Source organism: Bordetella ansorpii, from assembly GCF_900078315.1.
GTDB lineage: Bacteria > Pseudomonadota > Gammaproteobacteria > Burkholderiales > Burkholderiaceae_B > Bordetella > Bordetella ansorpii.
Map to the genome: position 1 here is coordinate 408,206 of NZ_FKBS01000029.1, position 20,207 is coordinate 428,412.

General features: G+C 65.0%; 18 protein-coding genes. 9 read left to right on the forward strand and 9 right to left on the reverse strand.

Annotated features, from left to right (window positions below):
• Window positions 1-85 precede the first annotated feature (85 nt).
• Both A7W11_RS23570 and A7W11_RS23575 read left to right on the forward strand, forming a co-directional pair.
• The gene (locus tag A7W11_RS23570) at window positions 86-1,891 is read left to right on the forward strand and encodes an ATP-dependent nuclease (protein ID WP_066420014.1); all 1,806 of its coding nucleotides are present in this window, start codon (window positions 86-88) and stop codon (window positions 1,889-1,891) included.
• A gap of 2 nt (window positions 1,892-1,893) precedes the next feature.
• Entirely contained in the window at window positions 1,894-3,654 is a 1,761-nt protein-coding gene (locus tag A7W11_RS23575) for a UvrD-helicase domain-containing protein (RefSeq protein ID WP_066420015.1), read from the forward strand.
• Between the two features lie 103 nt (window positions 3,655-3,757).
• Here A7W11_RS23575 and A7W11_RS23580 read toward each other — a convergent pair whose 3' ends face one another.
• Window positions 3,758-4,924, reverse strand: a complete 1,167-nt coding sequence (locus tag A7W11_RS23580) for a PDDEXK nuclease domain-containing protein (protein WP_066420016.1) — start codon at window positions 4,922-4,924, stop codon at window positions 3,758-3,760.
• Window positions 4,921-6,120, reverse strand: coding sequence for a tyrosine-type recombinase/integrase (locus A7W11_RS23585; RefSeq protein WP_066420017.1), 1,200 nt, complete (start codon window positions 6,118-6,120; stop codon window positions 4,921-4,923). Before A7W11_RS23585 ends, A7W11_RS23580 begins: the two co-directional genes overlap by 4 nt.
• Before the next feature lie 362 nt (window positions 6,121-6,482).
• Between A7W11_RS23585 and A7W11_RS23590 the strand changes: the two genes are divergently transcribed.
• Together A7W11_RS23590 and rpsT are read left to right on the forward strand one after the other, a co-directional pair.
• Complete coding sequence (locus A7W11_RS23590; RefSeq protein ID WP_235816956.1) at window positions 6,483-7,505, forward strand: FecR domain-containing protein; 1,023 nt, start codon at window positions 6,483-6,485, stop codon at window positions 7,503-7,505.
• A gap of 315 nt (window positions 7,506-7,820) precedes the next feature.
• A complete protein-coding gene (gene rpsT / locus A7W11_RS23595) occupies window positions 7,821-8,084 on the forward strand; it encodes a 30S ribosomal protein S20 (RefSeq protein ID WP_066133630.1) in 264 nt (87 codons plus the stop codon).
• A gap of 190 nt (window positions 8,085-8,274) precedes the next feature.
• Here rpsT and garL read toward each other — a convergent pair whose 3' ends face one another.
• From garL to A7W11_RS23620, 5 genes are all read right to left on the reverse strand, one after another.
• Window positions 8,275-9,042: a 2-dehydro-3-deoxyglucarate aldolase gene (gene garL, locus A7W11_RS23600; protein WP_066420019.1), complete on the reverse strand. Its 768-nt coding sequence runs from the start codon at window positions 9,040-9,042 to the stop codon at window positions 8,275-8,277.
• A 135-nt stretch (window positions 9,043-9,177) separates the two neighbouring features.
• Window positions 9,178-10,287 carry an Ldh family oxidoreductase gene (locus A7W11_RS23605; RefSeq protein WP_066421671.1) on the reverse strand — a complete coding sequence of 370 codons (1,110 nt, stop codon included), beginning with the start codon at window positions 10,285-10,287 and terminating at the stop codon, window positions 9,178-9,180.
• Between the two features lie 98 nt (window positions 10,288-10,385).
• A complete protein-coding gene (locus A7W11_RS23610; protein ID WP_235816987.1) occupies window positions 10,386-11,096 on the reverse strand; it encodes a FadR/GntR family transcriptional regulator in 711 nt (236 codons plus the stop codon).
• Window positions 11,097-11,248: 152 nt separating this feature from the next.
• Window positions 11,249-12,265, reverse strand: coding sequence for an SMP-30/gluconolactonase/LRE family protein (locus tag A7W11_RS23615; protein ID WP_082887524.1), 1,017 nt, complete (start codon window positions 12,263-12,265; stop codon window positions 11,249-11,251).
• 194 nt (window positions 12,266-12,459) lie between these two features.
• Window positions 12,460-13,383 (reverse strand): dihydrodipicolinate synthase family protein, encoded by a 924-nt coding sequence (locus A7W11_RS23620; RefSeq protein ID WP_066420025.1) that lies wholly within the window; start codon window positions 13,381-13,383, stop codon window positions 12,460-12,462.
• 212 nt (window positions 13,384-13,595) lie between these two features.
• Between A7W11_RS23620 and A7W11_RS23625 the strand changes: the two genes are divergently transcribed.
• From A7W11_RS23625 to A7W11_RS23635, 3 genes are all read left to right on the forward strand, one after another.
• The gene (locus tag A7W11_RS23625) at window positions 13,596-14,600 is read left to right on the forward strand and encodes a Bug family tripartite tricarboxylate transporter substrate binding protein (RefSeq protein ID WP_066420026.1); all 1,005 of its coding nucleotides are present in this window, start codon (window positions 13,596-13,598) and stop codon (window positions 14,598-14,600) included.
• Window positions 14,601-14,701: 101 nt separating this feature from the next.
• On the forward strand, window positions 14,702-15,667 hold the full coding sequence (locus A7W11_RS23630; protein ID WP_066420028.1) for a Bug family tripartite tricarboxylate transporter substrate binding protein: 966 nt from the start codon (window positions 14,702-14,704) through the stop codon (window positions 15,665-15,667).
• Between the two features lie 91 nt (window positions 15,668-15,758).
• Entirely contained in the window at window positions 15,759-16,712 is a 954-nt protein-coding gene (locus A7W11_RS23635) for a 2-hydroxyacid dehydrogenase (protein ID WP_066420030.1), read from the forward strand.
• Window positions 16,713-16,746: 34 nt separating this feature from the next.
• On the opposite strand, the gene A7W11_RS23640 is transcribed toward A7W11_RS23635, so the two are convergent.
• Window positions 16,747-17,037 carry a DUF3579 domain-containing protein gene (locus A7W11_RS23640; protein ID WP_066420032.1) on the reverse strand — a complete coding sequence of 97 codons (291 nt, stop codon included), beginning with the start codon at window positions 17,035-17,037 and terminating at the stop codon, window positions 16,747-16,749.
• 327 nt (window positions 17,038-17,364) lie between these two features.
• On the opposite strand from A7W11_RS23640, the gene A7W11_RS23645 reads away from it, so the two are divergent.
• Together A7W11_RS23645 and argF are read left to right on the forward strand one after the other, a co-directional pair.
• Entirely contained in the window at window positions 17,365-18,546 is a 1,182-nt protein-coding gene (locus A7W11_RS23645; RefSeq protein WP_066420034.1) for an aspartate aminotransferase family protein, read from the forward strand.
• 59 nt (window positions 18,547-18,605) lie between these two features.
• Window positions 18,606-19,550, forward strand: a complete 945-nt coding sequence (argF, locus tag A7W11_RS23650; RefSeq protein ID WP_066420037.1) for an ornithine carbamoyltransferase — start codon at window positions 18,606-18,608, stop codon at window positions 19,548-19,550.
• Window positions 19,551-19,626: 76 nt separating this feature from the next.
• Here the strand turns inward: argF and A7W11_RS23655 are convergent, their stop codons facing one another.
• Window positions 19,627-20,193, reverse strand: a complete 567-nt coding sequence (locus tag A7W11_RS23655; protein ID WP_066420038.1) for a DUF4286 family protein — start codon at window positions 20,191-20,193, stop codon at window positions 19,627-19,629.
• Between the last annotated feature and the right edge of the window lie 14 nt (window positions 20,194-20,207).

A 20,207-nucleotide genomic window follows, 5' to 3' on the forward strand; every position in this document is an offset into this window, starting at 1 on the left:
TTATATAACGATTTATAGAAGATTCGGCTTGAAGAGCTCTGCGTTTAGTCCTGGGAATTGCCCATAACCGAAACGGAAATAGAAAATGAAAGTAGTTCGTCTAGGCATTTCGAATTTTCGGGGCATCAAGTCTGCGGAACTGCTTTTCGATGGACACACGCTCATGGTCGGCTCTAACAACGTCGGCAAGAGCACCATTTGCGACGCGCTAGATCTTGTCTTGGGGCCAGATCGACTGAACCGATTCCCGCCAATTGACGAGTTTGACTTTTACAACGCCCAGTATCTTGCCTCGCCTGCGCAAGAGGGTGCCGAGCCTGAAGAAATTCCATTGCGCGTAGAAGTCATCCTGATCGAGCTGAGTGCTGAAATCGACGCCAAGTGCGGTGGCAACACAGAATTCTGGCACTTGGAAGAACAACGTCTTTTGGGCGAGGGCGAAGTTCAGGCTGCAAACCCACCATATGTGGTTCCTTGTCTTCGCCTGGAAACCATTGGTAAATACGATCTCGCGGAAGACGAATTCGAAGCTAGGACTTTCTTTTCCCACAGTCCCGACGCGCCTGAAGGCACACTGACGCCCGTATCCAAGCCAATCAAGCGGCAGTTCGGGTTTCTCTACCTGCGAGCTTTACGCACGGGATCGCGAGCACTGAGCCTTGAGCGCGGTTCGCTTCTGGACATCATTCTACGCACCAAAGGCGTTCGCACGACTCTGTGGGAAAAGACCATCGAACGATTGCGCGGTCTCGACATTGAAGCTGACGCCGCCGAGATCGCTCCTGTCTTGCGTTCGGTCGAAAAGCGGCTTGCCCGCTACATTGCGCTAGATTCGCCCAGCAACGCGACGAAGCTGCACGTCTCGGAGCTCACGCGCGAGCATCTTCGCAAGACGATGTCGTTCTTCCTGTCCATCTCCGCCGACCAAGGCCCCGTCCCCTTTCCCCATGCGGGCACCGGTACTGTCAACACGCTCGTGCTCGCTCTGCTATCGTTCATCGCGGATCTCAAACCTGACACTGTTATCTTCGCCATGGAGGAGCCCGAGATCGCAGTCCCTCCGCACACCCAGCGCCGAATCGCCCAATATCTGCTGACGAAGACCACCCAGGCCTTTGTAACCTCCCACTCGCCCTTTGTGATCGAGAAATTCGAGCCGTCGAAAACACTGCTTCTCTCGCGTGACGGCGGTATTGTCAGCTCCCGTAAGGTCTCCGACGCAACGGGACTCAAAGACAACGACTACAAGCGCTTCTCTCGCTCGGGGTTGTCCGAATGCATGCTAGGACGAGCAGCAATTGTCGTCGAGGGCGTCACCGAACTGCATGCGATGCCCATAGTTGCGCGCCGCATGGAAGAAAACGACCCTAACTTGCAGCCCCTGGATATCGCCGGCGTGGCTTTCTTCGACGCAGACGGCGAATCGAACATGCCCAAGTTTGGTAAGTTCTTCAACACGCTTGGGCTGCGCACCTTTGCTTTCTACGATCTCGACCACAAGAAGAAGCGCAAGCCCGAGCAGGCTCAGGCTCTCGCGGAAAATTTCGAGATTAACGTCGAGCACGCCTACAAGGGCTTTGAAGATCTCCTGGTGGCTGAAGTGTCGGTGGATCGGCATTGGTCGTTTCTCTCAAGCCTCAAAGCAAATGGCGAACATGGCAATATCGCCATTCCCGACGCGCGCCCATCTGACGACGCTATCAAGGCTATCGCCAAGGAGGCTCTCGGCGGAAACAAAGGTGCGGGCTGGTCGGCCCGCCTTCTCGAAGAGTGCGAATTCAACGAGTTGCCGGCTACCGTCACACAATTCCTCGCGTCTGTGTTCGCTCTGTTCCCGCCACCTCCGCCCATCGACGAGGGTGAAGGCGAAAACCCCGATCTGTTCGCCTGATCATGAACGAGCCTTGTCTGCTTCGCGACAGTATCCTTGCTTGCGAAGGGCACGCACTGGTGACAGGTGGCCCTGGCAGCGGCAAGACGACCATTGCATTGCGAAAGGCGGTCAAGCGTATTCAACAGGGAATGACGCCTGGGCAGTCCGCTCTCTTCCTGAGCTTCTCACGCGCTGCAGTGGCTCGCATCCTCGACGCGGGCAAGCTAGAAGCTACAGCGGCCGAGCAAGAGCAACTTTCGATTCAAACCTTCCACTCCTTCTTCTGGGACATCCTCAAGGCGCACGCGTACCTGCTCGGTGCTCCGCGCAAACTGTCGATTTTGCTGCCACAGGATGAGAAGGCTCTGAGCGAGGGCATCGACGACGAGGATGACGAATGGGATAAATGGCTGATTGAGCGCGAGCGGCTGTTCCGCGAAGAGGGCCGCATCGCGTTCGACCTGTTCGCTCCGAACGCGACCCGCCTACTAGCCACCAGCAGCCACTTGCTTTCGTCGCTCGCGCGGCGGCATCCCATCATCATCGTTGACGAGGCCCAGGACACCGGGCAATTCGCGTGGCAATGCATTGAGATGCTTGCTCCACACGCGCAGATCGTTTGCCTCGCCGACCTCGAACAACAAATCTTCGATTACCTACCTGGCGTTGGACCAGAACGGATCGCAGCGATTCGTGCTGCACTTCGTCCACTCGAAGTTGATCTGGGTACTCAGAACCATCGCAGCCCAGATTCTGAAATATTGATATTTGCCAACGACATTCTGGCCGGGCAGGCGCGCGGCGCGCCCTATAAAGGGATCTCTTCCTTTTCCTATCGGCCAGAAAACCCAACGCCGAACTGGAACCATGTGCTACGACGCGCCTTAGCACAGTTGTTGTCGAAAATCCGCGCGGAGTCCGATAGCCGCCCCCAAACGCTCGCAATCTTAGTGTCAAATAACAGAAGTGCGCTGCGCATGTCCAACGCGCTTAACGCAATCGAACCAAATGTAGGCAAGGCTGTGCGCCACAAGCTGTTGTTCGACGAGGCTGAGGCCCTACTTTCGGCACGATTTGCGGCGTTTCTGCTTGAGCCCAAAGAGCTTGCGCAGCTCGAACTCGATGTGGCAGTCAGCATGGAACTGATCGCCGCTGCGCGGCGGGCGACCGGACAAGCCAAGGCCGCCGTGGGTAAACTCTTGGAGCAGGCCGGAAAAATTCGAAGTGGCAAAACCCTCAACATCAACATCGTTAAAGCGTTGCGGGGACTAATTACAGGTCTTCACGCCGACGGCTTCACCGGAGACCCAGCCACCGACTGGCTTACCGTCAAGTATGCTCTTCGAGCCACTGGCCAAAATGAGTTGCTGCGTGTGGCCTCCCAGCTTGATTTCCTAGTCGCCTTCCGGCGTGGACATCGAATTTCAGCAGGCTTAGCCAATGAATGGCTGCGCGACGGTGCCTACACGAACGCTCGATTAGCATTAGATCAAGCCCTCGCACAAGAGCAAATCTTGGATGGAATCGAGGCCCCTGCTGGGCTCCAGGTAATGAACTTTCACAAGGCTAAGGGGAAGCAGTTCGATGGTGTTGTGATTGTCCGGGAAGCTCGGCGCACGGCTGCAGGGGTACAGTCTTCCTTCGTTTGGCGAGGGGATGAGGCACCGCATCCTAAAAGCCGCAAGGTCCTGCGTGTGGGCATCACGCGTGCTCGCACTCACACGTTGATCGTCAATCCCATGTGGCCGGCCTGCCCAATCCTGCGCGGACATAAGTTGTAGGGGCAAGGTCTGTGAAGCTCTGTGCTGTGCAGTTCCAGCGAATCACCAAGAAAAAGTAAGCCTTACATCAAGGAACCCGCAGGTTGCACACCGTGAAACCCTGTTATGTCCTGCGTCTTTCGGAGACCAGCGTGTCACGAGATTCGAGCAGACGCCGCGTGTTCTCCAGCTCTTTTTGCAGCAATTCAGCATCTGGCAGCACCGTCCGATAGTTCGCCGCCATCACCTTGGTTGGCAAGCCGTCCAACGCATACCGCGCCAGGGCATGACCCTTGTCCGCGCACAGGATCAGCCCCACCGGAGGATTCTCGTCCGGGTAAGCCCAATGCTCCTTGGCATAGTTGCAGTACATGTGCATCTGCCCCACATCGGCATGGGTCAGGCTGCCCAACTTGAGGTCGATGATGACCAGGCAGCGCAGCTTGCGATGAAAGAACAGCAGATCGACCCGATACCAGGTCTGGTCGATGCGCAAGCGACGTTGCCGCCCGACGAAGGTGAAGCCTTCCCCGAGTTCCAGCAGGAAGTCTTCCAGACGCTGGATTAATGCCGCTTCCAGGTCGGATTCCGAATACTCGTCCTTGAGGTCAAGGAACTCCAGCACATACGGGTCTTTGATGGCGTCAGTGGGCGTGACGGTATCCTCGGGCTTGGCCACCGAACCCTTGACCAGCATCGCCGCCTTGTCTTTGGATAGGGCCGTGCGCTCGTAGAACTGGCTGCCGATCTGTCGGTCGAGCTGGCGCACGCTCCAGCCACCGCGCAGTGCTTCGGTCTCGTAGAACTGGCGTGCATGGTCATCTTTGACCGACAGCAGCCGGACATAGGCTGACCACGGCAAGGCGAAGGCCTGGGCCAGTTCGGAGAGGTCGAATTTCCGAGACACTGTTTGGGATTTCTCGACAGGCAACTCATTTCCCAATTTCCCAGACACTGTCTGGGAATTCTGTGGCTGAGGATATACAAGGAAGAAACGCCGCATGCTCTCCAGGTTATTGACACCGAACCCACGCCCAAATCGCTCCGTCAGATCGCCGGACAACCGCGCCATCAACTGCTCGCCGTAACCGGCCCGCCGCCTGCCTTTCTGCTCGGCTTCGACGATCCTGCGGCCAATCTCCCAATAGCTGGCCGTCATCAGCGCATTGACACTGCGCGCCGCTGCCTGGCGCGCCGCGTCCAGCAGCTCCACGATGCCGCCGTGGACGCCGGCATAGCCGGCCGGTAAGGCCGCAGGTATCCTCTTTGCCACGGGCGTCTTCCTTGTCATGCTGTTGCCTCCATAGAACGGGATGCCCCGGTAATCGCCAGTCGCCGATTCGCCACCAGTTCGGCCGCATCGCGCACCGGCTTGTCCTCGGTATGAACATAGTGCATAAACATCGCCACCGTCTTGTGACCTGTGAGCTTCATGCCCACCTTGGTCGGCACACCCGAGTTAGCGATGTCGGTCGTCGCCCGGTGGCGGATGCCGTGCGTACCAACGTGCGGCACGCCGGCGGCTTTGAGCACGCGCGTCCAGCCGCCGTAGTGCTCACCGTGGGTTATGTGCCGGGTCGGGTCATTCGGCGACGGCAGAACGTAGGGGCAACCTTCCCGGCGCGGCGCTGTGGACAGCAGCCGATAGGCTTCCTCGCTCATGGGCTTGGAGATTCCGCCGGTCTTGCTGTCGGGCCAAACGACGCGGCGGTTTTCCAGATCAACCCAGCCCCATTCCAGAGGGCAGATTTCGGAGCGGCGTGCGGCAAACTCGAATTGCAGACGGATCGCCAGCGGGATGACATAGTTCTCCAGTCCCTCGGCTTCCAGATGCTCCAGGTGGCGGAAGATCCGCACCAACTCGTCGTCCACAATGAGCCGGGTTTCCTTGCCGGGCGGGTACATCGGGACGTGGCGGCACGGGTTGGTGCCGTCCGGGCGCAATCCCCAGACTTCGGCCAGGTTGAACATCTTGCGTAGCACGCCGAAGGTGCGATTCGCCTCGGCTTGCTTGTAGGCCAGCTTCTTCATCAGCGCGGCCACATCCGGACGCTTCACGTCCTGCACCTTCATCCGGCCCATGATCGGGATGATGCAGCGGTCAATCACGCCCTGATAGCCGCGCTGCGTGCTGGGCTTGTTGCGCTGCTTGGAATAGTCCTCCATGAAGGTGTGGCAAAACTCCTTCATGGTCGGTGCCTTGCGGGCGGCATTCTTGGCCGCGCTGGGGTCGCCACCCTTGCGCACCTCGGCCAGCCACTCCTGCGCCATCGTGCGCGCCTGATCGACCGTCAGTTCCCCGTACTGGCCCAGGGCGGGCTTGCGGCGCTCGCCGGCATTCGTGCGGTACTGGAGCATGAACACCTTGCGGCCCGCCGGGGTGATCTTGCACAGGAAGCCGGGCACCACGGTATCCCGCAGTTCGATGGCCTTGTCTTGGGGGTGTGCCGCATCGACTGCGGACTTGGTGAGCTTGATCTTCGCCATGATGACTCCTCGGAAAGCCCGGTTTCCAAGAGCCGCATGGGAGCCACGCGAGGGGAAGTCGGGTCAAGTTTCGGAAAGCACCGGCATATGTTGAACTCGCCTAAGTGATTGATAAACCTGCTGTATCGAGGCTTGGCGTAGTCCAGCGAATTGCGGTACTGGAGTCATCGTGAAACAAAAAAAATCTCGTTATTTCTTCCAATTGGGAGCCAAATCCCGGCTTCCGGGGTCGACAATTGCCGTTGCTTTAAGGTAAATTTTCGTAAAGTTACGTATTTACTCACCTTCTGCAAAGAAAGCAGACGGATTTTCACGATTAGGCAATTGTGTTGCTCGCAACCCAGGTCCCTCCAGGCTCAAGCGTGAAACCCGAATTCAGCGCCAGCCCCCAGCCCCCCTTGTCCGACCAGGTCGTGACTTGGCTCATACTGCTGCGCTCGGGCCGGGCCACCCCGAAGGACTACGCCAACTTCCTGGCCTGGCGTGACGGCAACCCGCTACACGAGAACGCCTGGCAGCAGCTCACCGGCACCCTGAACAGTTCCATGCTGGGCCGCCTGGGCGACAATTACCCCGCCGGCTACGAAGGCGACATCGTCGACACGTCCGGCATTTCCTCGTTGCCCACCGCCGCCGCGGCAAGCGTTTCGGTTTCGCTGGGCCGGCGTCATTTCGTGGGTGGCGCACTCGCCCTGGGTGCCTGCGCCATCGGCGCCGCCTACGTGGGCAATGCCTACTATCCGCTCAATGGGCTGACGTCCGACGCCGCCACGCAAACCGGCGAACGCCGCCGTTACATGCTGTCGGACGGCAGCCAACTGCTGCTGGACGCCCGCAGCCGGGTCGACCTCGAATACACCTCCACCTACCGCATGCTGCACCTGCTCGAAGGCGCCATCTCGGTGGACGTGCAGGCCGACCCCACCCGCCCGTTCCTGGTGCGCACCGCCGAAGGCGTGGTCCGTTCGCTGGGCACGCGCTACATGGTCCGCCAGCAGGCGCGCCGCACACTGGTCGTGGTGCACGAGCACGACGTCGAAGTCGAGACCATGGCCGGATCGCGCATGCTGGTGCCCTCGGGCACGGGCACCCGTTTCGACAACGCCCGCATCGGCGTGCCCCGCTCCGACCTGGTGCCAGACGCGGCCTGGGAACATGGCTGGATCGAAGCGCACGACCGGCCTCTGGCCGAGATCGTGGCGGCCCTGCGTCCCTATCGCCAGGGCACGCTGCGCGTATCGATGGCGGCGGGCGGCCTGCCGGTGCGCGGCACCTATCCGCTGGACGACTCCGATGCCGCCCTGCGCGCCCTGGAAAGCAGCATGCCCATCCAGGTCTCGCGCATGACGCCCTGGTTCGTCTCCATCAACGTGCTGAGCACCTGATCGGCGGCCTGCCCGGGCAAGATCCCAGGCCGAATCGGGGATGCGGCAAACGCGCCACGCCGCCTCTCCACCACAAAGCTGTTTCCCTTGCAATCGCAGGCAAAGCTGATACAATCTTGGACTTTGCCGAATTCACAGGCTGGCACTGTGCGCGGGTATGCATTCATACCCCTGCCATTCCCGGCGGCTCCGGTCGACAGACAGGTCCGGATACGAGATAAGTAATTCCTGAAACCCAGGAACAAAAACTCAGAGCCGAAGGTAAAGCCCCCAGCCAGACCCGAACCTAGTCATCAAGTAAGAGTCCTATTCCTTATGGCCAATACCGCCCAAGCACGCAAGCGCGCCCGTCAATCGGTTGATCGCAACAAGCACAACTCCAGCCTGCGCTCCATGCTGCGCACCGCCATCAAGCGCGTTCGCCAGTCGATCGCCACTGGCGACAAGGCTGCCGCCGCTGAAACGCTGCAAAAAGCCACCAGCATCATCGACCGCGTGGCTGACAAGAACATCATCCACAAGAACAAGGCCGCTCGCCACAAGAGCCGCCTGTCGGCCGCCGTCAAGGCGCTGGCCTGATACCGGCAGCGGTCCGGCTTGCCGGGCCGCGTGGCGCGCACCTCGGTGCGCGCTTGGCGCCAAGGCGCCATTCGGCTTCATCGCCAAGCCTGCTTCCAGGCTGCCTGTGAATCACGGCAAATAGAAAAGGATGCCCATCGGGCATCCTTTTTGCGTTGGGCCGGCGCATCACCGGCCCATGCCGTCATCCTCAACCGGGAAACGCCTCGCGCAGGTTGAACACCGCCTGCTTGAAGAGGGTCAGGTCCGTGCCCACGGACACGAAGTGCATGCCCATGTCCAGGTAGCGCCGCGCATCGGCCGCCACCGGCGCCAGGATGCCGACGGCCTTGCCCTGCGCGGTGATGCGCGCATGCAGGTGCTTGATGGCGTCCTGCACTTCCGGGTGTCCCGGATTGCCCAGGTGGCCCAGCGCGGCCGCCAGGTCCGAGGGGCCGATGAACACGCCATCCACGCCCTCCACCGCGGCGATCTGGTCAACGGCGTCGACGCCGGCACGGCTTTCGATCTGTACCAGCACGCAGATGTTGTCGTTCACGTCACGCAGGTAATCGGGCACCGTGCCATAGCGGTTGCTGCGCTGCAGGCCCGCCACGCCGCGGATGCCGGCCGGCGGATAACGCGTGGCCGCCACGGCGCGGCGCGCGTCGTCCTCCGACTCCACGAACGGAATCAGCAGGTTGTAGAAACCGATATCCAGCATGCGCTTGATCTCGACGGGATCGTTCCATGACGGCCGCCCCACGGCGGCGCTGGCACTGCCCTGCACCGCCTGCAACTGCTGCACGAACAGCGGAATGTCGTTGGGCGAGTGTTCTCCGTCGAACAGCATCCAGTCGAAGTTGGCCAGGCTGGCGACTTCGGCCGTGATGTGGCTGGTCAGGCTCATCCAGAGCCCGATCTGGCGTTCGCGAGCCAGAATGCGTTGGCGAAAACGATTGGGAATGGGGGATGTCATGAAAGGGCTGGCCTCAAGGTGAAATAAGCACTCGGGACTGCGCCGGACAACGGCGCCGCGCCAAGACGGAATCGGAAAGAAAGGGATCGGCGGCCCCGCGAGACGCGCACGCCGCCCGAACGGCATGGATCATCGTCACCGCGGCAGCACGTACGGCACGCCGCACCGGTCGCACAGCGGCTCGAGCACGGACGCCAGCGCCTGCGCGATCGGCACGCCTTCCCGCAGGCGGCGCGCGCGCTCGGCCATCTCGGGATCGCCCGGCACCAGCACGGGCTGCGCGGGGTCCGCGGGCGGCACGGCATGCATGGTGTCGATCAGTTCGTCCATGTCCTGCCCGAAGCTGCCTGCCTCGCGAAACGCGGCGGGATCCAGCGCCAGAAAGAAATGGCCGATGTCGTCGGGGTCGCCGGGACCGCGGCGCGTGGCATGCCTGGCGGCCAGGGCGCTGCCGCCCAGCGTGCCGCCCAGGACCTGCGCCATCAGCGCCAGGCCATAGCCCTTGTGGCTGCTCATGGCGGCCGTGCCGCCCAGCGGCGTCAGGCCGCCTTCGGCATGCTTGAAGATGTAGCGCATGGCCTCGGCCGCCTCGGTGATGACGCCGCCCGCGCCATCCACCGCCCAGCCGGCCGGCAACGTCTTGCCGTGGTAGTCGTAGACCTTGACTTTGTTGGCGGCCACCGTGGTGGTGGCCATGTCCAGCACCAGCGCGTCGTTGCGGTGCGCCGGCGCGCCGAAGGCGATGGGATTGGTGCCCAGCACCGGCATCGCGCCGTGCGTCGGCACCATGATCAGCGTGGTGGCGCTGCTGGTCACCAGGCCCACCAGTCCACGCTGCACGGCCAGCCGCGCGTACACGCCCGCGGCGCCGAAGTGATGGGAATTGCGCACGGCCACGGCGCCCACGCCGTGCGCCAGCGCCTTGTCGATGGCCAGCGCCATGCCCTGCGCCGACACGGGATGGCCCAGCCCGGCGCCGCCGTCCAGCAGCGCGCTGGCCGTACCGTCGCGGGCGACCCGGGGACGCGCATCGATGCGCAGCGTGCCGGCGCGCAGCTTGTTCTCGTACGAAGGCAGCATCGAGATGCCGTGCGAATCCACGCCCAGCAGGTCGGTTTCGGCCATCAGGCCGGCGGCGCTGTCCGCCAGGTCTTCGGGCATGCCCCACGCCCGCAGCACCAGAAGTATCTGTTCGCGCACCTGCCCGATCTGCGCCTGCACCGTCCCAGCCGAATCGCCTGCCACCGTCTCGTCTCCCGTGCGGGTCGTCGCCCGCGGTTCTTTGCGTGTGTCCGCGATGCACGGCATGCGGATGCCGCGCATCGCAGGTGATTGAAACCCTGCTAGCCGTCGCGCTCCCGGTCCACCAGGCGGTGCAGCGCCTGGCCCAGATGGAACTGCATGGTGATCCGGGCGCGTTCGGAATCCTGCTCGCGGATGGCGATCAGGATGGCCTCGTGTTCATCGGCCACGCGCTGCGCGCGCTGGCGCGAGCCGGTGCGCGTCAGGCTCAGCGTCAGGCGCATGAAGCCGTTGATGGATTCGTGGATGCTTTCCAGCACGCCCAGGAAATAATCGTTGCCGCTGGCTTCGGCAATGCAGGCGTGAAACGCCAGGTCGGCGGCCGGCGACACCTCGCCATTCTGCAAGGCCTGCACGAATGCCGCGTGCGCCTGCTCGATGCGGCGCAGTTGGCCGTCGGTGCGGCGTAGCGCGGCCAGGCGGGCGGCGTCGGCCTCCAGCGCCAGCCGCACTTCCTGCGCGCGCAGATAGGCCGCCACGTTCTGCACCCCATCGAAGGTCTTCAGGCGCGGCGCCGGTTGATGGCTGACGAACGTGCCCAGCCCCTGATGCGCCATGACCAGGCCGTCGGCGCGCAGGCGCAGCAGCGCCTCGCGCACGACAGGCCGCGACACGCCGTACCTCTCGCAGATCTCGTGCTCGGAAGGCAGCTTGTCGCCGACGTTCAGGCGGCCGGCCACGATCTGGTCGAAGATCTGGCCATAGAGCTGGTCCGCCAGGCGCACCCGTTGGCCACGTTCGAGCGATGGCAGGGCCCCGTCGCGCCCGGGCTCCGGGGACGGCGTCGCGGTCTGCGCTTTCCTGGGTGACAACTGGACTCCTTTGCTGCGCGCGGCTGGCTGGTGCGCCGCCCCCGGCTCGTTTCGCGGGGAGCGGCGACACGGATCGCCTATGGTATCGCTTATCAGCCGCCCGCCACACCCTGCGTATTGACATACACCGCATAGATCGAGCGGCTGGCCGCCATGAACAGGCGATTGCGTTGCGTACCGCCGAAGCAGAGGTTGGCGCAGCGCTCGGGCAGCTTGATGTGGCCCAGCAGCTTGCCCTGCGGCGACACGGCCATCACGCCGTCCTTGCCCTCGCCCATGCCCCAGCCGCACCACAGGTTGCCGTCCACGTCGCAGCGCATGCCGTCGATGGTGGCGTCGACGGCCTCCAGGAACAGGCGCTTGTTGGCCAGCTTCGTGCCGCCCTCCTGCACGTCGTACACATGGATCAGGCGGTTGGGCGTGGCGCGGCCCTCGATCACGTACAGCTTGCTTTCGTCGGGCGAGAAGCACAGGCCGTTGGGGCCCTTCAGATCGGTGATGATGGCGGTGGCCTCGCCCGTCTTGCCGTCGACGCGGTACACCGAATGCGGCAGCTCGGACGCCGCCGGCCGCCCTTCGTAGTTGCCGCCGATGCCGAACGGCGGATCGCTGAACCAGATGGAGCCATCCGAACGGCAGACGATGTCGTTGGGGGAGTTCAGGCGCTTGCCTTCGTAGCGGTCCAGCACCACGCCGATCGTGCCGTCGTGCTCGGTGCGCGTGACGCGGCGCGTGAGATGCTCGCAGGTCAGCAGGCGCCCCTGGCGGTCGCGCGTATTGCCGTTGGAATGGTTCGACGGCTTGCGGAAGATGCTGACCGCGCCGGTCTCCTCCTCCCACTTCATGATGCGGTCGTCGGCCACGTCGCTCCACAGCAGATAGCGGCCATCACCGACCCACACCGGCCCTTCGCACCAGCGCATGCCCGTGGCCAGGCGCTCGACGCCGGCATTGAACAGGCGGTATTTGTCGAAAGCCGGATCCAGCGACACGATGGCCGGATCCGGATAGCGCTCGGCAGGCTGCCAGGCGCGCGCCGCGCCGGGCAGCAGGGCGGCCGCTCCCGCAGCCCCGGCCGTGCGAAGCCATGCGCGCCTGCCCGCGCTCATGCCGCGGTCCGCGCGGCGGGGTTCGCCACTACGCTGGCCGCCGCGCACGTCGCCCGCCAGCGCATCGCCGGCCATCCGATCTGCATCCTGCATACCCGTCTCCTCGTCCATGCGCCGGCATCATCGCGCCGATCTGTTGAAAGGCCCGCGGCGAACACTGCGGACCAGGAAATCCAAGCGACACGCCCGTGGGATCAGTCCACCGTCCGGTCCCACTGCAGCAACGCGCGCGCCACCGGCGCCACCTGCTCGCGCTCGGCGGGGTCCAGCCCCGTCAGCAGCGGCAGCATCGGCCCCATGTCGGCCACGCCGGACAGCGTGACGGCATCGTGCAGCACGCGGATGGGGCTGATGCCATCGCGGCAATCTTCCAGCGGCAGATAGCGCTGGCGCACCTTTTCGGCCTCGTCGTAGCGGCCCTCGCCCAGCAGGCGCAACAGGCGCATCGAGCCGCGCGGGGCGATGCACACCGAGCCCGAGGTGAACGTCTTCAGGCCGAACGCGCGGCAATGCTCGATGGCGGGACGCTCGCCGATGCCGCTGACGATCCACTTCGCATCCACCGCCTCGCGCAACGCGGCGAGATAGGGATCGTCGGTGGGGTCGGGGCGCACGGCGGCGTACTTCAGCGCGGCGATGCGGCCCTCCTCGATCAGGCGCGCCACGGTGGCGGGTGCCAGGTAATCGACGTTCTTGATGTAGACCACGGCCGGCTTGCCCAGCGCGTCGCTGACGCGGCGCACACCGTCGGCCAGGCCCGCGTCGGTGTACGGGAACGACATGGGCAGCAGCATCGCGGTGGGAAAGTCGCGCGAACGCAGAATGGCGGCCTGGTCCATCAGCTTGCCGTAGTCCGGTCCGGCCGAGGGCAGCACCCAGGTGTCCGGACCCGCGGCTTCGGCCAGGAAATCCACGATGCGGGCGTACTCGCTGACGCCCACGTTGTAGAAGTTGGCATTGCCGCCGTACATCACGTTGCGCACGCCGCCGTCTTCCAGGTGGCGCAGCAGCGCGCGGTTGGCGGCTTCGTTCAGCGACAGATCGGCATGGCGCGCCAGCGGCGGCACGGCGATGACGGAGCGCTGCAGGTCGGCGGTGGTGACCGGGGTGGTTTTCATGGGAAAGCTGTCTCCTGGGGCTCGAGTCGGCGTGGGGCTTGCTTGGCGACTCATACGATGAGGCGCCAACTTGATTGACAAGTAAAAACTCTATACCTATATTGTCTGACAAGCAAGCATAAGCACCCCGGTCGCGGCAGGGCTAGAATCCCTGGGCGGCCAGCAGTTCCCACGACAGATGCGCGGTGACGCGCACACCCAGGAGACTTCCCATGCTTGTCGTACCTCCACGCCTGCGCGCGGCCTGCGCCGCTTTCGTCGCCGGCGCCTGCCTGACGCTTCCCGCACACGCCCAGGATGCCCGCGGCTACCCGGAACGCGATGTCCGCCTGCTCGTGCCCTTCCCCGCTGGCGGTACCGCCGACATCGCCGCGCGGGTGGTCGCGGCCGAGCTGGGCAAGGCCTGGGGCAAGGCCGTCGTCGTCGACAACAAGGCGGGCGCGGGCGGCAACGTCGGCACCGCCGAGGCGGCCCGCGCCAAGGCGGACGGCTACACCCTGCTGATGGGCACCGTCAGCACGCACGCCATCAACCCGTCGGTGTATTCGCAACTGCCCTACGACCCGGTCAAGGATTTCGCGCCCGTCACGCTGGTCATCCCCGTGCCCAACATCCTGGAGCTGAATCCGGCCTTCGCGGACAAGCATGGCATCCGCAGCGTGGCCGACCTGATCGCCTACCTGAAGGCCAACCCCGGCAAGGTCAACATGGCGTCCACCGGCAACGGCACCTCGACGCACCTGTCGGGAGAACTGTTCCAGGCCATGACGGGCACCAAAATGACCCACGTGCCCTACAAGGGCAGCAGCCCCGCGCTGACCGACGTGATGGCGGGTTCGGCCGACCTGATCTTCGACAACCTGCCCTCGTCCATGGGCTTCCTGAAGGCGGGCAAGCTGCGTCCGCTGGCGGTGACCACCACCGCGCGCTCGGCCGCCCTGCCGGACGTGCCCACGATGGCCGAGGCCGGCGTGAAAGGCTACGAGGCCTCCAGCTGGTTCGGCCTGCTGGCGCCCGCCGGCACGCCGCCGGCCATCGTCGACAAGATCCAGCGCGACGTGGCCCGCGCGCTGCAACAGGACAGCGTGAAACAGCAATTGCGCGCCCAGGGCGCGGAGCCGTCCGGCATCACGCCCGCCGAATTCAAGACCTTCATGGCGAAGGAAACCGGGAAGTGGGCGCAGGTGGTGCGCCAGTCGGGCGCCAAGGTCGACTGACCGAGCCTGATGGCCGCGCCGACGGCGCGGCCACACGGACGCCGCCGCGACGCGCGGCCGGCGGCGGCCGCCATAACGACACACGCGCACCAGGAGACACCGTGTACAGACTGACCTGCGTCATCGCCGTGGCCTGCTCCCTGCTGGGCGCGGCCGCCCACGCCCAGCAGTATCCCGATAAACCCGTCACGATGATCGTGCCTTTCGTCCCCGGCGGCTCGTCCGACATTACCGGCCGTTCCGTCACGCCCGGCCTGTCGAAGCTGCTGGGCCAGACCTTCGTGGTCGAGAACAAGCCCGGCGCCAACAGCGCCATCGGGGCGCAGGCGCTGTCGCGCGCCACGCCCGACGGCTACACCATGATGGTGGGTTCGATCGGCACCTTCGCCATCAATGAAGCGCTGTACAAGAGCCTGTCGTACAACCCGAGCAAGGACTTCATCTACCTGACCCAGGCGGTGCGCAATCCCAATCTGCTGGTGGCGCCCCCCTCGTTCCCCGCCAGCACGGTGGCCGAACTGGTGGCCTACGCCAAGAAACACCCCGACCAGGTGTCGTACGCCTCGTCCGGCACGGGCTCGTCCGACCACCTGTCGGCCGTGCTGTTCCGCCAGCGCACGCACACCACCGGCGTGGACGTGCCCTACAAGGGCGGCGGCGCCGCCATCGCCGACCTGATCGGCGGCCAGGTCAACGTCTCGTTCCAGAACCTGGGCGCGGTGCTGAACCACGTGAAGGCCGGCAAGCTGAAGGCGCTGGCCGTGACCGGCGACGCGCGCGTGCCCGACCTGCCGAACGTGCCCACGCTGGCCGAGGCAGGCATCGCAGACATGGTGGTGTATTCGTGGCAAGGCTTCGCGGTGCCCGCCGGCACGCCCGCGCCCGTAGTGAAGAAACTGTCCGATGCACTGCGCACCACCTTGCGCGACCCGCAGGTGGCCAAGACCTTCCAGACGCAGGGCTTCGAGGTCGTGGCCAATACGCCGGAGGAATTCACCAAGTTCCAGCAAGGCGAAGTGCGGCGCTGGAAGGACGTGATCCGCAAGGCCAACATCGAACTGCAGTAAGACATCCGACGCATTCCGCGGCAGACATGTCGTACAACTGCCGCGGAATCAAGTAGCATTTGTTTCACGATCAACCCGACAACCCCTGACGATGACCAAGCCTCGCATCCTCCAGGTCGGACCGCTGTCCGGCTCGCCCTCCGCCAACGCCCGCCTCGCCGACGCCTACGATGTGTTCGAACTGTGGAAGCACGCCGACCGCGACCAGGCACTGGCCGAACACGGCAAGGACGTCGTCGCCATCGTCACCTCGGCCACCATAGGCGCCAAGGCCGAACTGATCAACGCACTGCCGTCGCTGAAGGCGATCTGCAGTTGGGGCGTGGGCTACGAGACCATCGACCTGGAAGCGGCCCGCAAGCGCGGCGTGCTGGTCAGCAACACGCCCGACGTATTGACGGACTGCGTGGCCGACCTGGCCTGGGGCCTGCTGATCTCGGGCGCGCGCCGCATGAGCCTGGGCGACCGCTTCGTGCGCGCGGGCCAATGGGGCCAGGTGCACGGCAATATCCCGCTGGGCACGCGCGTCAGCGGCAAGAAGCTGGGTATCGTCGGCCTGGGCCGCATCGGCGACGCCATCGCCCGGCGCGGCACGGGTTTCGACATGGAAGTGCGTTATCACAACCGCCGCGCGCGCGATGACGTGTCGTATGGCTACGCCGCCTCGCTGGTCGAGCTGGCCGAATGGGCCGATTTCCTGGTGGTCGCCACCGTGGGTGGCCCGGGCACGCGCCACCTGGTCAACCAGGCCGTGCTGGAAGCGCTGGGCCCCAAGGGCCTGATCGTGAACATTGCCCGCGGTCCCGTCATCGACGAGGCCGCCCTGGTCGATGCGATCCAGTCGGGCAAGCTGGGCGGCGCGGCGCTGGACGTGTTCGAACACGAGCCCAAGGTGCCGGACGCGCTGAAGCAGCATGGCAACACGGTGCTGCTGCCGCACATCGGCAGCGCCACCTACGAGACGCGCATGGAAATGGAAAACCTGATGCTGGAGAACCTGCAGGCGTTCTTCGCCACCGGCCGCGTCGTCACGCCCGTCGAATGAGACTTCCGGGCGGATCCGGCGATCCGCCCGCGCCTCAGACTTCGCGCTCTTCGGTCTTCAGTTGGTTGTCGCGCGCGAAGTCGACCACGAACTTGTAGGCCAGGGGTTCGAGTTCGCGCAGGCGCAGGTCGACCACGATGCCGCGCACCCCATCGATGACCACCGGCAACACGTAGGGCGAATACGTAAGATGGTTGCCGCCACTGCCGGGCGGCTTGAACTGGGACATGACGCCGGCAAGGCGCTCGGCCCAGTCGCTGGGACGGAATCGCGAACCGCTTTCGGTAACGCCGTGGATTATGAATTGTCTGACAGGATTTGCCATGGATTCTTCACTGCGGGCTGCACACTGACGCCGGGATCGGCCGCGTCTGACAAGAAAAACCCCGCAACACGCTTCCGGGCCTGCCACCACAGCAAGTGCGATGCCGGCCCGAGGAACGGAGCGGCGCTGAAAAAGCGGCCCGCGCCGCGAATTGTATATGATTGATCCTTTCGCCCCTCGCGTCGTTCCCCCAATAAACCGGAAACCCGCGGACGGCCCCGGTGCGTCCCCCCTGCTTTTCGCTGCCTGCCCCCCTGGTGTGCAACGCGGACGCGGCGGCGGCAAGCCCAGGGCGGTACGGGGCCGTCGCCCACTGGAGCACCCGCGATGTCGTCGCCGCTGATCAACATCTATTCCCGCCTGCCGGTCTCGTTCACGCACGGCCAGGGCGTCTGGCTGTTCGACGCGCAGGGCCGCAAGTACCTCGACGGACTGGCCGGCATCGGCGTCTCGTGCCTGGGCCACAATCATCCGCGCCTGGTGAAGGCCATCGCAGATCAGGCCGCGCGCGTCATCCACACCTCGAACATCTACGAAGTGCCGCAGCAGGCCGAACTGGCCCAGCGCCTGGCCGCGCTGTCCGGCATGCAGGAAGTGGCCTTCGCCAACAGCGGCTCCGAAGCCAACGAAGGCGCCATCAAGCTGGCCCGCTACTACGGCCACAAGAAGGGCAACGACCTGCCGCACATCATCTCGATGGATTCGTCGTGGCACGGCCGCACGCTGGGCACGCTGGCCGCCACGGGCAGCGAAAAGGCGCGCAAGGGCTTCGAACCGCTGCCCGCCGGCTTCACCCAGGTGCCGTACAACAGCCTGGAAGCCGTGACCCGCGCCGGCGACGCCGAACCGCGCACCGTCGCGGTGCTGCTGGAAGTGCTGCAGGGCGAAGGCGGCATCCGCCCGTCCGACCTGGAATACGTGCGCGGCCTGCGCGAACTGTGCACCGCGCGCGGCTGGCTGCTGATGATCGACGAAGTGCAATCCGGCATCGGCCGCACCGGCAAGTGGTTCGCCCACCAATGGGCCGGCATCCGCCCCGACGTGATGACGCTGGCCAAGGGCCTGGCCGGCGGCGTGCCCATCGGCGCCATGCTGGCGGCCGGCCCCGCCGCTGGCGTGCTCACGCCCGGCAGCCACGGCACCACCTTCGGCGGCGGCCCGCTGGCCTGCGCCGCCGGCCTGGCCGTGATCGACTCCCTGGAGCAGGAAAACCTGCTGCAGAACGCCGAGACCGTCGGCGCCTACCTGCAGAACGCCCTGTCCGCCGCACTGGCGGGCGTGCCGGGCGTCGCAGACGTGCGCGGCCGCGGCCTCATGCTGGGCATCGAACTCGACCGCCCGTGCGGCATCCTGGCCACCCGCGCCATGCAGGCCGGCCTGCTGATCAACGTCACGCGCGAACGCGTGGTGCGCCTCTTGCCCCCGCTGATCCTGTCCCGCGACGAGGCCGACGAGATCGTCCGCCTGCTGGCCCCCCTGATCAAGCAGTTCCTGGCCGACCAAGCATAATTTTCCGCGCGGGCGGGCGCCACGAGCGCCTGCCCGCCCCCCAGCCCCGCGAAACCATCATGACTCCTCCTGCGAATCAAAACGGCCCCTTGCGGCATTTCCTGCAATTCAAAGACCTGTCGTCCGCCGAGCTGCACTACGTGCTCGACCGCGCGCGCATCATCAAGGACAAGTTCAAGCGCTACGAGCCGCACATGCCGCTGCACGACCGCACGCTGGCCATGGTGTTCGAGAAGGCCAGCACGCGCACCCGCGTGTCGTTCGAGGCGGGCATGTACCAGATGGGCGGCTCGGTCATCAATCTCACGTCCAACGACTCGCAGCTGGGCCGCTCCGAGCCCATCGAGGACACCGCGCGCGTCATCTCGCGCATGGTCGACATCGTCATGATCCGCACGTTCGAGCAGACCCGCATCGAGCGCTTCGCCGCCCATTCGCGCGTGCCGGTCATCAACGGCCTGACCAACGAATTCCATCCCTGCCAGATCCTGGCCGACATCTTCACCTTCATCGAGCATCGCGGCCCCATCGCCGGCAAGACGGTCGCCTGGGTGGGTGACGCCAACAACATGTCGTACACCTGGCTGCAGGCGGCCGAACTGCTGGGCTTCACGCTCCACGTGTCCACGCCCTCGGGCTACGAGCTCGAGACGGCCCGCATCGGCACCCCGCCCGCCACCACGCTGCGCCAGTTCAAGGATCCGATGGACGCCTGCCGCGGCGCGCACCTGGTCACCACCGACGTGTGGACCAGCATGGGCTACGAGGCCGAGAACGAGGAACGCCGCGCGGCCTTCGCCGACTGGTGTGTCGACGAAGAGATGATGGCGGTCGCCGACCCGCAGGCCCTGTTCATGCACTGCCTGCCCGCCCACCGCGGCGAGGAAGTCACCGGCGAAGTCATCGACGGCCCGCAAAGCGTGGTGTGGGACGAGGCCGAGAACCGCCTGCACGCGCAGAAGGCGCTGATGGAGTTCCTGCTGCTGGGTCAGGTGACGGAGTAAGCCCGCGTCCCCGGGGCCGGCCGGCTCCAGGCGGCCTCGTTCAAGGAATCGCGCCCCACCCGGGGCGCGATGCGTTTCAGGCCACGCGTTCGAACATCGTCCGCTTGGTGTTGCGGAACGCCGGCCGCACGCGGCTGCTCCAGTCGGTGGCGCGCACCGCCAGCCAGGGCGGGCTGCCGAAGGTCTCCTGCGTGTGCAGGTCGTAGCAGGCGTGATAGCGCGGCGAGCCGTCGCGGCACAGATAGCGCTCGGCGCGCACCGTGCCCGGCACGCCGGCCAGGCCGGGCAGGTGCTCCTGGTCGTACCAGGCGTTCAGGTCGTCTTCCTGCTCGGGCAACACGTCGGTCTCGACGATGTAGTGCCAGGGCGCGTCCTGGCCGCGCGACGCGCCGTCCAGCAGGCAGACCGGCTCCAGCAGCCGCGCATGGGCCCGCGGAAAAAGCGCCGGGATACGCGCACGGGCTTGCTCCAGCGCCGCGGCCGTCGCCGCGCGGCAATACACGTAGGACTCATCGAGCTCCAGCGCGGCGTATGCCGAAACGGACACACCCAGCGACTCCAGTTCATGCCTCGCCGCCTGCGCGGCCGCGGCATCCAGCCTGGCCGGCACCTTCACCAGCAGTACGTTTCGATATGTCTCCATCTCTTCTCCAATGC

Coding starts and splice junctions, on each gene's coding strand:
- A7W11_RS23570 (WP_066420014.1), top strand. CDS start 86: ATGAAAGTAGTTCGTCTAGGCATTTCGAATTTTCGGGGCATCAAGTCT.
- A7W11_RS23575 (WP_066420015.1), top strand. CDS start 1,894: ATGAACGAGCCTTGTCTGCTTCGCGACAGTATCCTTGCTTGCGAAGGG.
- A7W11_RS23580 (WP_066420016.1), bottom strand. CDS start 4,924: ATGACAAGGAAGACGCCCGTGGCAAAGAGGATACCTGCGGCCTTACCG.
- A7W11_RS23585 (WP_066420017.1), bottom strand. CDS start 6,120: ATGGCGAAGATCAAGCTCACCAAGTCCGCAGTCGATGCGGCACACCCC.
- rpsT (WP_066133630.1), top strand. CDS start 7,821: ATGGCCAATACCGCCCAAGCACGCAAGCGCGCCCGTCAATCGGTTGAT.
- garL (WP_066420019.1), bottom strand. CDS start 9,042: ATGACATCCCCCATTCCCAATCGTTTTCGCCAACGCATTCTGGCTCGC.
- A7W11_RS23615 (WP_082887524.1), bottom strand. CDS start 12,265: ATGAGCGCGGGCAGGCGCGCATGGCTTCGCACGGCCGGGGCTGCGGGA.
- A7W11_RS23620 (WP_066420025.1), bottom strand. CDS start 13,383: ATGAAAACCACCCCGGTCACCACCGCCGACCTGCAGCGCTCCGTCATC.
- A7W11_RS23625 (WP_066420026.1), top strand. CDS start 13,596: ATGCTTGTCGTACCTCCACGCCTGCGCGCGGCCTGCGCCGCTTTCGTC.
- A7W11_RS23635 (WP_066420030.1), top strand. CDS start 15,759: ATGACCAAGCCTCGCATCCTCCAGGTCGGACCGCTGTCCGGCTCGCCC.
- A7W11_RS23640 (WP_066420032.1), bottom strand. CDS start 17,037: ATGGCAAATCCTGTCAGACAATTCATAATCCACGGCGTTACCGAAAGC.
- A7W11_RS23645 (WP_066420034.1), top strand. CDS start 17,365: ATGTCGTCGCCGCTGATCAACATCTATTCCCGCCTGCCGGTCTCGTTC.
- argF (WP_066420037.1), top strand. CDS start 18,606: ATGACTCCTCCTGCGAATCAAAACGGCCCCTTGCGGCATTTCCTGCAA.
- A7W11_RS23655 (WP_066420038.1), bottom strand. CDS start 20,193: ATGGAGACATATCGAAACGTACTGCTGGTGAAGGTGCCGGCCAGGCTG.